The organism is Vibrio sp. QJM3NY_27 (genome assembly GCF_057785955.1).
The window spans coordinates 285,541-297,728 of sequence record NZ_CM173511.1; the positions used below are offsets into that span (position 1 = coordinate 285,541).

10 protein-coding genes are annotated in these 12,188 nt (G+C 45.4%); 8 read left to right on the forward strand and 2 right to left on the reverse strand.

From position 1 onward, the window contains the following. Positions 1-43 precede the first annotated feature (43 nt). From miaA to hflC, 5 genes are all read left to right on the forward strand, one after another. Entirely contained in the window at positions 44-976 is a 933-nt protein-coding gene (gene miaA / locus AC3CIA_RS01370; RefSeq protein WP_054548395.1) for a tRNA (adenosine(37)-N6)-dimethylallyltransferase MiaA, read from the forward strand. A gap of 193 nt (positions 977-1,169) precedes the next feature. Continuing rightward, positions 1,170-1,436 (forward strand): RNA chaperone Hfq, encoded by a 267-nt coding sequence (gene hfq / locus AC3CIA_RS01375; RefSeq protein ID WP_004735866.1) that lies wholly within the window; start codon positions 1,170-1,172, stop codon positions 1,434-1,436. 44 nt (positions 1,437-1,480) lie between these two features. Next, positions 1,481-2,788, forward strand: coding sequence for a ribosome rescue GTPase HflX (gene hflX / locus AC3CIA_RS01380; protein WP_004735864.1), 1,308 nt, complete (start codon positions 1,481-1,483; stop codon positions 2,786-2,788). A 27-nt stretch (positions 2,789-2,815) separates the two neighbouring features. Then, positions 2,816-4,018 (forward strand): FtsH protease activity modulator HflK, encoded by a 1,203-nt coding sequence (gene hflK, locus AC3CIA_RS01385; RefSeq protein ID WP_017078236.1) that lies wholly within the window; start codon positions 2,816-2,818, stop codon positions 4,016-4,018. Between the two features lie 2 nt (positions 4,019-4,020). Continuing rightward, positions 4,021-4,998: a protease modulator HflC gene (gene hflC / locus AC3CIA_RS01390; RefSeq protein WP_054548394.1), complete on the forward strand. Its 978-nt coding sequence runs from the start codon at positions 4,021-4,023 to the stop codon at positions 4,996-4,998. A 195-nt stretch (positions 4,999-5,193) separates the two neighbouring features. Here hflC and AC3CIA_RS01395 read toward each other — a convergent pair whose 3' ends face one another. Next, a complete protein-coding gene (locus tag AC3CIA_RS01395; protein ID WP_026012244.1) occupies positions 5,194-5,382 on the reverse strand; it encodes a DUF2065 domain-containing protein in 189 nt (62 codons plus the stop codon). 172 nt (positions 5,383-5,554) lie between these two features. On the opposite strand from AC3CIA_RS01395, the gene AC3CIA_RS01400 reads away from it, so the two are divergent. After that, complete coding sequence (locus AC3CIA_RS01400) at positions 5,555-6,871, forward strand: adenylosuccinate synthase (protein WP_017078237.1); 1,317 nt, start codon at positions 5,555-5,557, stop codon at positions 6,869-6,871. 315 nt (positions 6,872-7,186) lie between these two features. Then, complete coding sequence (gene motX / locus AC3CIA_RS01405; RefSeq protein WP_004735859.1) at positions 7,187-7,822, forward strand: flagellar protein MotX; 636 nt, start codon at positions 7,187-7,189, stop codon at positions 7,820-7,822. A gap of 189 nt (positions 7,823-8,011) precedes the next feature. Here the strand turns inward: motX and AC3CIA_RS01410 are convergent, their stop codons facing one another. Continuing rightward, a complete protein-coding gene (locus AC3CIA_RS01410; protein ID WP_029224282.1) occupies positions 8,012-9,421 on the reverse strand; it encodes an amidohydrolase in 1,410 nt (469 codons plus the stop codon). A 248-nt stretch (positions 9,422-9,669) separates the two neighbouring features. On the opposite strand from AC3CIA_RS01410, the gene rnr reads away from it, so the two are divergent. Then, positions 9,670-12,168 (forward strand): ribonuclease R, encoded by a 2,499-nt coding sequence (gene rnr / locus AC3CIA_RS01415; protein WP_017078239.1) that lies wholly within the window; start codon positions 9,670-9,672, stop codon positions 12,166-12,168. Positions 12,169-12,188 lie beyond the last annotated feature (20 nt).

The window sequence follows — 12,188 nt, forward strand, 5'->3', positions numbered from 1 at the left end:
TTTTTTATAAAGCGCTCTAACAGAGAAACAAATACAAAATATCATGACTGAAAAATTACCTTTAGCGTTGTTTTTAATGGGCCCTACGGCATCAGGAAAAACAGATTTAGCTATCCGCTTACGTCAGAAATACCCAGTAGAGATCATCAGTGTCGACTCAGCATTGATCTACAAAGACATGGATATCGGCACCGCTAAACCGGATGCAGGAGAGCTCGCGCTCGCGCCCCATCGTTTGATTGATATTCTCGATCCAAGCGAAGCGTATTCTGCGGCAGATTTTCGTCGTGATGCGATCAATGAAATGAATAAGATTGTAGCGGAAGGAAAAATTCCGTTACTGGTTGGTGGCACAATGCTGTACTACAAAGCATTGTTGGAAGGCTTATCGCCATTACCGGCCGCGGATCAAGAGATTCGTAAGCAGATTGAAGCGGAGTCTATTGAACAGGGTTGGCAGGCATTGCATGATCAATTAAGAGAGATAGATCCCGTATCCGCTGAAAGAATACACCCAAATGATCCACAAAGGCTTTCAAGGGCATTGGAAGTTTACCGAATTTCGGGTAAAACATTAACAGAGCTAACTCAAACGAAAGGCGATAGCCTGCCATTTCGTGTAAAACAATTTGCAATAGCTCCCAAGGAAAGGAAAGAGCTCCATCGCCGCATTGAACTTCGCTTTGAGAAGATGATAGAGGCGGGGTTTGAAGATGAGATGAAGGCGTTATATGCCAGAGACGATCTTCACCCTGAACTGCCATCGATCCGATGCGTTGGTTATAGGCAGATGTGGGATTATTTAGATGGGAATTGCGATTTAGACGAAGCGGTTTTCCGTGGTGTCTGCGCAACCCGTCAATTGGCCAAGCGACAAATCACCTGGTTACGCAGTTGGGATGATTTAACTTGGTTGGATAGCGAAAACATTGATCAGGCGTTAGAAACTCTTTCAGATGCAATAGCATCTGATTAGTATTGCTGTGTATAATGTGATCGCTTTTTGCGTGAATATACTCTGAAAAGGATCAGTTATTGAGGCTTTTAAAAATCACAGCCTTTCAATAACAACGGAGTTTTTTTATTCGTTTAGCTCAGATGCAAAGGCCGCACCTTTTTGTGCACCACTAGCTAAATAATTACAACAAAATATAAATAAGGAAAATAAAATGGCTAAGGGGCAATCGCTACAAGACCCATTCCTAAATGCACTCCGTCGTGAGCGCATTCCAGTCTCTATCTATCTTGTTAACGGCATCAAGCTGCAAGGTCAGATCGAGTCTTTCGATCAATTCGTGATCTTATTGAAGAACACAGTAAACCAAATGGTTTACAAGCATGCGATTTCTACTGTGGTTCCTGCTCGTGCAGTTAGTCACCACAGCGGCGAGCAACAGCGTGCGCCATCTGATCGTCCAGAGAAGACTGAAGATTAATCGTTCAATTGATACAGCTTGCGCTGTAATAAGGAGTTGGTTGCTTGTTTGACCGTTATGAATCCGGCGAGCGAGCCGTACTTGTTCATATCAACTTCACGCAAGAGGGAGAATGGGAAGACCTAAGCGAATGTGAAATGCTGGTCTCCTCAGCGGGGGTAGAAACGCTACAAGTGATAACTGGTAGCCGACAATCCCCACTCCCTAAATACTACGTTGGAGAAGGTAAAGCCCTAGAAATCGCTCAAGCCGTTCAGCTGACCGGTGCTGAAATTGTGATTTTTAACCACTCTCTCTCTCCTGCCCAAGAGCGAAACCTCGAGCAATTGTGTAAATGTCGTGTGATTGATCGCACGGGTTTAATCTTAGATATCTTTGCACAACGTGCGCGAACTCATGAAGGTAAGCTACAAGTTGAGCTCGCTCAGCTTCGTCATATCTCTACCCGATTGATTCGTGGTTGGACTCACCTTGAAAGGCAAAAAGGTGGTATTGGTCTTCGTGGTCCAGGTGAAACTCAACTGGAAACCGATCGACGTTTGTTGCGTGACCGTATAAAAGCGATATTACGTCGTTTAGCGAAAGTGGCTAAGCAGCGTGAACAAGGACGACGTGCTCGTAATCGAGCTGAAATCCCAACAATTTCTTTGGTTGGTTATACCAACGCAGGGAAATCAACACTTTTCAATCAAATCACTAGTGCAGGTGTTTATGCGGCAGACCAACTGTTTGCAACTCTAGACCCAACACTACGTAAGATTGAATTGGCAGATGTCGGGCCTGCAATTCTCGCAGACACCGTAGGTTTTATCCGTCATCTACCACACGACTTGGTCGCTGCGTTCAAGGCTACGTTACAAGAGACGCAGGAAGCTGACATTTTGTTACATGTTGTTGATGCCAGTGATGACCGCTTTCGTGAGAACATTCAGGCTGTTCATGAAGTATTAGAAGAAATCGATGCTCATGAAGTGCCAACCCTTGTAGTCATGAACAAAATTGACTGCATGGAAGACCAAAAACCTCGAATTGAAAGAGACGAAGAGGGCGCACCACGCGCTGTTTGGGTTTCTGCAATGGAAGGAGAAGGAATTGAACTGCTGTTTGAGGCTTTAACTGAGCGTTTAGCGAGTCAAATGGTTCAATTCCGGTTGTGTATTCCACATCAACATCAAGGCCGTATTCGCAGCTTATTCTTCGAGATGAAATGTATTCAACAGGAAGAGTATGATGAAAATGGTAACTTGTTGATAGATATCCGAATGCAACAAATAGATTGGTCTAAACTTGAAAAAAGAGAAGGGGCGCTCTTAGGTGACTTTATCGTTACCAAAGAGACTGCTACAGTATAACGTCATATCAAATGATGGAGCTTTCTAATGGCGTGGAATGAGCCTGGAAATAATAACAACGGCGATAATAACGGCCGCGATAATGACCCTTGGGGTAAGAACAATAATCGCGGCGGCCGAGATCAAGGACCGCCAGACTTAGACGAAGTGTTTAGTAAACTAAGTCAAAAGTTAGGTGGCAAGTTTGGTAAAAAAGGTGGCAACGGTAACGGGCCATCTATTGGTGGTGGCGGTGCGATTGGCTTTGGTGTCATTGCTGTCATTGCGATTGCTATCTGGTTCTTCGCTGGTTTCTACACCGTTGGCGAAGCAGAAAGAGCCGTTGTACTTCGACTGGGTCAATTCGACCGTATCGAAGAACCGGGTCTTAACTGGCACCCACGCTTCATCGATGAAATTAAAGATGAGCAACTGGTTAACGTTCAAGCGATTCGTTCTCTACGTGCTTCTGGCACCATGCTAACGAAAGATGAAAACGTTGTGACGGTTGAAATGGGCGTTCAATACCGTGTTTCTGACCCGTACAAGTACTTGTATCGTGTAACGGATGCGGATGATAGCTTACGCCAAGCAACTGATTCTGCGCTTCGTGCGGTAATTGGTGACTCACTAATGGATAGTATCCTAACAAGTGGTCGTCAGCAGATTCGTCAGAGCACTCAAGAAACGTTGAACCGTATTATTGATAGCTACGACATGGGTATTCTGATTGTTGACGTGAACTTCCAGTCAGCACGTCCACCTGAGCAAGTGAAAGATGCATTTGATGATGCTATCGCTGCTCGTGAGGATGAAGAGCGTTTTGAACGTGAAGCTGAAGCTTACCGAAATGACATTCTTCCAAAAGCAACAGGTCGAGCTGAGCGTTTGAAGAAAGAAGCGGTCGGTTATTCTGAGCGTATTGTTAATGGTGCTTTGGGTCAGGTTGCTCAGTTCGAGAAGCTTTTACCTGAATACCAAGCTGCTCCTGAAGTAACACGTAACCGTATGTACCTTGATACAATGGAAAAAGTGTACTCAAGCACATCGAAAGTCCTGATTGATTCTGAATCAAGCGGTAACTTGCTATACCTACCAATTGATAAGCTAGGCGCACAAGGTGGTTCTCAGTCGGGCACTCGCCCTGCAAAAGCATCATCAACTTACGATCAAATTGAGTTAGAAACTCAAGCGGATCCAAAGTCTAGCACTCAAACTCGTTCAGACAGTTCACGTCAAGGGAGATACTAATAATGCGTAAATTAATGATCCCTGTATTAGTTGTGACGATTGCCCTTCTATTGATGTCACTATTTGTGATTCAAGAAGGCGAACGTGGCATGGTAATTCGTTTTGGTCGAGTTCTCGATGACAACGGCGTATCACGAATCTATGAACCAGGCTTGCATTTTAAACTGCCACTGTTTGATCGCGTAAAAGTACTTGATGCTCGTATTCAAACGATGGATGGTCGTTCTGACCGTTTCGTAACATCAGAGAAAAAAGACGTTCTAATTGATACCTACGCAAAATGGCGTATTGCTGATTTTGGACGTTTTTATCTGAGTACCGGCGGCGGCAATATCATGACGGCAGAAGCACTTCTTGAGCGTAAAGTGACAGATGTTCTTCGTTCTGAAATTGGTGCGCGTGAAATTAAGCAGATCGTGTCAGGCCCTCGTAATAAGGACATCCTGCCAGACTCTGCTGATAGCGAAGTTGTTACAACGGTAGCGGCTGCAGAAGCTCTAGAAGTTGATGGCGAACGCGACAAGATCATGGAAAACGTTTTGTCTGGAACGTCAGAAAGTGCGATGGCTGATTTAGGTGTTGAAGTTGTTGATTTCCGAATGAAGAAGATTAACCTTCCTGACGAAATCAGTGAATCTATCTACCGCCGTATGCGTGCAGAACGTGAATCGGTTGCTCGTAGACACCGTTCTCAAGGTCGTGAGAAAGCAGAAGTTATCCGTGCTCAAGCTGAGCTAGAAGTAGCAACAGTTCTTGCAGAAGCTGACCGTACAGCTCGAATCACTCGTGGTGATGCAGATGCAGAAGCAGCGAAGATCTACTCTGATGTGTACAGTAAAGATCCTGAGTTCTATGGCTTCATGCGTTCATTGCAAGCTTATGAGACTTCATTTAGCGATAAGAGCGACATTCTAGTACTGGATCCGAAGACTGACTTCTTCCAATACATGAATCAAGCGAGCGGCGCTCCAGCAAAATAAGCTGATGCGTTAGCGGATGCTTAGCTCAATAAGCAAAATACGTTAAAACTTAAAAGGCTCCCATTATGGGAGCCTTTTTGTTTTCTATTCTTTGAAGACTGAAGACTGAAGACTGAAGACTGAAGACTAAAGACTGAATATTGGCCATTGCGTCCTCGAGGGAAATCGAGCGACAGAGCCGTGCTTTGAGAGAGCCTAGCGGTAGGTCATGAAAGCGATAACGACGCCGGCAACCACAAGGCAACCGCCAATTCGACGCAGTTGCGTGTCTGGCTGTTGGCTTAATTGAGCAACCATGTTTCTCCAGCCATTGGGTGCAATCAAGGGCCCCAGCCCTTCAACGATAAGAACAAGCCCGATTGCGAGCCAGATAGAATTAGACATGTTGCTGCCTTTTGTCTGTAAAAAGATAATAATATCAGCATCTTTACGGATCTTCGCGGTGTCATTGCAAATTTGCTTGTCGTTAGCTTTAACAATTATGAACAAAAAATGACTGCAAGAAATGTGATTCGGTGCTAGAATCCATTTTTAATTAGCAACAGAAATTGGAAAGATGGGAAATAACGTAGTCGTTCTAGGCACCCAATGGGGTGATGAAGGTAAAGGTAAAATCGTTGACCTTTTAACTGAAGATGCAAAATACGTGGTTCGCTACCAAGGCGGTCACAATGCAGGTCACACACTTGTAATTGACGGTGAAAAAACCGTTCTTCACTTAATTCCATCAGGTATCCTACGCAATAACGTTAAATGTGTTATTGGCAACGGTGTAGTATTATCGCCTGACGCACTTCTTAAAGAAATGAAACCTCTTGAAGATCGCGGTATCCCAGTACGTGAGCGTCTTTTCATCTCTGAAGCTTGTCCTCTAATTCTTCCGTACCACATTGCAATCGACAACGCGCGTGAAATCGCTCGTGGCGCTAAAGCTATCGGTACAACGGGTCGTGGTATCGGTCCTGCTTACGAAGATAAAGTTGCTCGTCGCGGTCTACGCGTTGGCGACCTTTTCGATAAAGAAGCATTTGCTGAGAAGCTAAAAGAAGTTATGGAATTCCACAACTTCCAACTAGAGCACTTCTACAAAGCTGAAACAGTAAGCTACGAAGAAGTTCTTGAGCAAGCGATGAGCTACGCAGACATGTTAACTGCGATGGTTATCGACGTAACTGACGAACTAGACGCAGCACGTAAGCGCGGCGACAAGATCATGTTCGAAGGTGCTCAAGGTACGCTACTAGATATCGACCACGGTACTTACCCATACGTAACGTCTTCTAACACGACTGCTGGTGGTGTTGCTGCAGGTTCTGGTTTTGGTCCTCGTCACATCGGTTACATCCTTGGTATTACTAAGGCTTACTGTACTCGTGTTGGTTCAGGTCCATTCCCAACTGAGCTATACGATGGCCTTGAAAAACAAGACCCAGTTGGTAAGCACCTAGGCGATGTTGGTCACGAGTTTGGCGCAACGACTGGTCGTCTACGCCGTACGGGTTGGTTCGATGCTGTTGCTATGCGTCGTGCAATCCAAATCAACTCTCTATCTGGTATCTGTCTAACTAAACTAGACGTTCTAGATGGCCTAGAAGAACTAAAAATCTGTACTGGTTACAAGATGAAAGATGGTTCTATCCTAGAAGTTTCTCCAATGGCTGCTGAGTCATTCGAAGAAGCGACGCCAATTTACGAAACAATGCCTGGTTGGTCTGAAAACACATTTGGTGCTAAATCTATCGACGCGCTTCCACAAGCTGCTCTAGATTACATCAAGCGTATCGAAGACCTAACTGGCGTTCCAATTGATATCGTATCAACTGGCCCAGATCGTAACGAAACTATCATTAAGGTTCACCCATACGGCGCGTAATGCCCGCTGAGTGATTACCAGGCACTAACCGTGCTGTGGTAATTAAAGTGCTCTGATAATGAAATAGTTTTCTAAAAGCCGACTTTATTAAGTCGGCTTTTTAATACCTGCAATTTAGCCACGCACTCTTTGATGGTGATCTTTTAAGCGTCATCAGGCAAAATATTGCCCATTAGCGGCAAGTTTTGTCTAAAGCCGTCAGGGTTATTGCCGATACAGATATCATGGAAAGTGAAGTTCACCCTGTTTTGTGCGTGTAGAAATCCTCTGCGGCCCTCAATAGATAACTTTAGCGACAGATAATAGAGTGCAGGTATGAAGCTACGAATTGTAGCAGCTTCATTGATAATGGCGCTGAGCTCACCCTTGAGTCATGCAAATTTGACTGACGTGGGAGAGCCCGTTCCAATATATACAGAAGCTGAACTGATTAATTTAATCGAGAATAATCAACACCTAGAGCGAGTGAAAGCTGATAAGTGCCAGTTAGTTGAAGATATCGTTGCTCGTGCAACGCGTATTAGCTTGCCTTCTTATGAGTTTTTATACGGTGATATGTTGGCTTGGGGCGTGTGTGTTCCACAAGATGTCGAGCTTGGCATTTACTATATGGAAAACGCGGCGCATCAAGGTTTACCGGCTGCACTAGAGCAGCTAGGTCGTTATTATTCTCGTGGAACCTTGGTTCAACAAGACAAAGAGCGCGCGATTCCGTATTTACGTGAAGCGGCCTCTATGGGTAATCTAAGTGCAAGCATTCACTTAGCGGAACTCTTGCTGCGTGATTACGGTAGCCCGTTAGATTATGAAGATGCTTACCGCTGGTTATACAACTCGGTGACTGCGGATGATAGGCAACACAAACGCATCACCGTGCTTCGTAGCGGTCTGGAACAGAGAATGCCGGACAACATTATCGCTCGAGCAAAACGTCGAGACGTGTTCTGGTAATGACGAATATTAATTAAGGTTGATGGTGAACGACTGCACTCGTTAGCTATCTATCTTGATATAGAAAGATATCGTATTAAAAAGGCCTCGTAGGTAAATACCTATGAGGCCTTTTTTGATCTTAACTGCTTTTTTGTTTAACCGCTTTTTAGATTAAAAAGAAAGCGCAGTGATTTATAGTCCTAGCCGTTATTGAACAACTTCACCAGATTCAATCACCGTCTTACGAACGACTTTGGTGAAATCGAGTGCTTCTTGGCGAATCTTATCTTCATCGACCGTTAGCATGTCGCGGTCTTGCATGATGATCTTACCGTCAACGATGGTGTGGCGAACGTTACCCGAGTTAGCTGAGTAAACTAATGCCGAGTATGGGTTGTAGACTGGAACCATGTTTGGCGCTTTCGTATCGATCACTATGATGTCGGCGAGTTTACCGGCTTCAAGAGAACCGATCTTATCTTCCATGTGTAGCGCTTTTGCTGCGCCCATTGTTGCCATGTCGATCACTTTGATCGGCGGCATTGCGGCACGATCTTTATTAACCAGCTTGTGAACTTTAGCGACTTGGTTGAATTCATCAATGGTGCTCAGTGTGTTACCAGACATTGGGCCATCAGTACCTAAACCGATACGTACATTTTCGTCGTACATCTTAAGGGCAGGAGATACGCCTTTTGCTGACTTGATGTTAGCACTCATGTTGTGAGCCACACCCATATCCGATTTTTTCACCAGCTCGATATCATGATCGTCAACCAAGATCATGTGTGCACCCACCAAGTTTTTGTTGAGTGCGCCAATGCTGTCCATGTATTGAACCGGTGATAGTCCATCTGAACGCTCGGCGATTTTCTCTTCTTCACGGTGTGATTCTGCTAGGTGAATCATTACTGGTACATCGAGCTCTAGAGAGAGCTTAGAGATCTTCTGCAGTATCTCTGTGGTGTTGGTGTAAGGCGCGTGTGGTGCAAACGCGGGTGTGATACGCGGGTGGTCTTTGTATTCTTCAATGAAATTCAGCGCGTATTGGATGCCTTCTTCCGCGTTGGCAGCGTCCGCTACTGGGAACTTAATCACGGTTTCACCAAGAATGGCACGCATACCGATCTTATCGACAGTTTTCGCAACTTCATCTTCGAAGTAGTACATGTCGGCGTAAGTCGTGACACCGCCTTTCACCATTTCAACGTTACCGAGATTAGCGCCAATGCGTACCATGTCTCGCGATACCAGTTTCTTCTCTAGAGGGAAGATATAACGGTGAAGACGGTCAGGCACATCATCGGCCAGCGAGCGGAAAACCGTCATCGATACGTGAGTATGAGTATTGATGAGACCCGGCATCACGATATCGCCATCCACGTCTAACACTTGTTTCGCTTGGTACTGCTTCTCTAGTGAAGCATCACCAACGGCAATGATTTTGTTGTCTTTTACGACAACAGTACCGCTCTCATAAACCGTTTTGTCTTGATTCATGGTTAGAACCATCGCATCGGTAATCATTAGATCGGCTTTTTCCATTGCTGAACTCGCAAATGGAAATAGAGCGAGGCTTGCCATTGCTGAAGCCAATAGGGTGCGTTTTAGTTTCATATCAATACTCAGAACAGGAGTTGGTAAAGTGTCAGGATAATAGTGTATTTCATTCATGGCGCAAACGTTTGTTTTATCGTTTGCTTGAAATTTTGATGATAGTCCGCCTCTATGAAGCGATGTTTCACAAAGTGAAGATATGTATCAATCTTAGGTTATTTTAGGCTTTTCCAAAGCATATCTGTAGCTTACCCCTAGCATCAGATATACTAGGGGTATATACATTCCTTGCTTAAGCAGGCCCGCCTATGTCAAAAAACACACCAATGTCAGAAAACACGACAGCGACAACCACTGTTGATCCTTTTGCCGACCGAGAGTCGAAAAATTACGAAAACCCAGTACCAAGCCGAGAGTTCATTATTTCGTTTCTAACAGACGCGAATATCCCAATGAACCGTAACGATCTATTCGAAGCTTTGGGTTTGGCTGGAGAGGAACAATATGAAGGGCTGCGTCGTCGTTTACGTGCAATGGAACGTGATGGACAGCTTATCTTTACCCGTCGTCAGTGCTACGCATTGCCTGAGAAGATGGAATTGATTAAAGGCTATGTGATTGGTCATAAAGACGGTCATGGTTGGGTTCGCCCAGACGGCAGTGTGGGTAAAGACAATGATATCGTGTTGCCGCATCACCAGATGAAAACCATCATGCACGGTGATTACGTACTGGCTCAGCCTACTGACAACAGTAAGCGTGGCCGTCGTGAAGGTCGTTTGGTTCGTGTTCTTGAAGAGCGCAAAACCCCACTTGTTGGCCGCTTCTTCCTAGAATACGGTCATTCTTACGTGGTTGCTGATGATTCTCGTATTAGTCACGACATCCAGATCCCTACTGAGCATAAAGGCGGTGCTCGAATGGGTAATGTGGTTGTGATCGAAATTACGGATCGTGGTGGTCGTTCTCGTAACATGATGGGTAAAGTGACCGAAGTTCTTGGTGAAAACATGGCTCCGGGTATGGAAACGCAGATCGCGATCCGTACTCACCAGATCCCACAAGAGTGGCCTGAAGCGGTAGATAAGCAAATCGTAAACCTCGGTGAGCATGTTCCTGAAGAAGCAAAAGAAGGACGTGTTGATCTACGCAAACTGCCATTGGTTACCATTGATGGTGAAGATGCGCGTGACTTCGATGATGCGGTTTACTGTGAAGCGAAGAAAGGCGGAGGCTGGCGCCTGTGGGTAGCGATTGCTGACGTAAGTTACTACGTTCGCCCAGACACTGCGCTAGACAAAGAAGCGATTAACCGTGGTAACTCGGTATACTTCCCGTCACAAGTTGTGCCAATGCTGCCAGAAGTCCTTTCTAATGGTTTATGTTCATTGAACCCTCAAGTCGACCGTTTATGTATGGTGTGTGAGATGACTATCTCAGACAAAGGTAAACTGTCGGGTTACAAGCACTACGAAGCGGTAATGAACTCTCATGCCCGTCTGACTTACAACAAAGTTGGCGCTATCTTAGATGGCAATGAAGAACTTCGTGAGCGTTACGAGCCTGAAGTACCACATCTTGAAGAGCTTCATAAGATGTACAAGGTACTTAAGAAAACGCGTGACGAACGTGGTGCGATTGAGTTTGAAACGGTAGAAACTAAGTTTATCTTCAATGCGGATCGTAAGATTGACCGTATTGAACCCGTCATCCGTAACGATGCACACAAGATCATCGAAGAGTGTATGATTCTTGCGAATATCGCATCGGCGTCTTACGTAGAAAAAGCGAAAGAACCTGCACTGTACCGTGTTCACGATACTCCGGGAGAAGAGCGCTTAACGGGCTTTAAGAGCTTCCTGAGTGAGCTAGGTTTAACGCTGGAAGGTGGCCTGTCGCCATCACCAGTAGACTATGCACAACTGATGCAACAGATTAATGAGCGTGAAGATCGTGAGTTAATCCAAACCATGCTACTGCGCTCGATGAAGCAAGCGGTATACAACGCGGACAACGCAGGTCACTTTGGTTTAGCTCTTAAACGCTATGCTCACTTTACCTCGCCAATTCGTCGTTACCCAGATTTGCTATTGCACCGCGCGATTAAGTACCTTATTGCGAAAGAAGAAGGCCGTCAGAGTGAGCGTTGGACGCCAACGGGTGGTTACCACTACACTTTCGATGATATGGACTTCTACGGCGAGCAGTGTTCAATGACTGAGCGTCGTGCTGATGATGCTACGCGTGAAGTGAACGACTGGCTGAAGTGTGAGTACATGCAAGACCATGTCGGCGAAGTGATGGATGGCGTAATTGCTAACGTGACTGGCTTCGGCTTCTTTGTTCGTCTTACTGAACTGCACATCGATGGCTTGGTACATATCTCAGCGCTAGCGAATGATTACTACCAATTTGATGCTGTTGGTCAGCGTTTAGTCGGTGAAAGCTCAGGTAATATCTACCGCTTGGGTGATTCGGTTAAAGTGAAGGTTTCTGCGGTTAATCTAGAAACTCGCCAAATCGACTTTGATTTAGAAGACACCGATCGTCAGCCGCGTGGTAAAGGTAAAACGGCCAAGAAGCGTGCAGCTGAAGCGATGAAAAAGGCGAAAAGCAAGAAGCGTTCAGCGGTGAAGAGTAATAAGCCGGGTGTACCTGCGACGCCTTTAGTTGAACCTACTAAGCGACCAGACGGTAGCTCTGAAAGTTCAGCTAAGAAGAAGTCAGCGAATAAAACCGGTGCTGCGAAAGCGCGAGCTAAAAAAAAGCGTACCGCAAGTCGTAAGCCAAAGGCTGATAAGTCTTAAGTTTATAAGTCTTAAGCTTA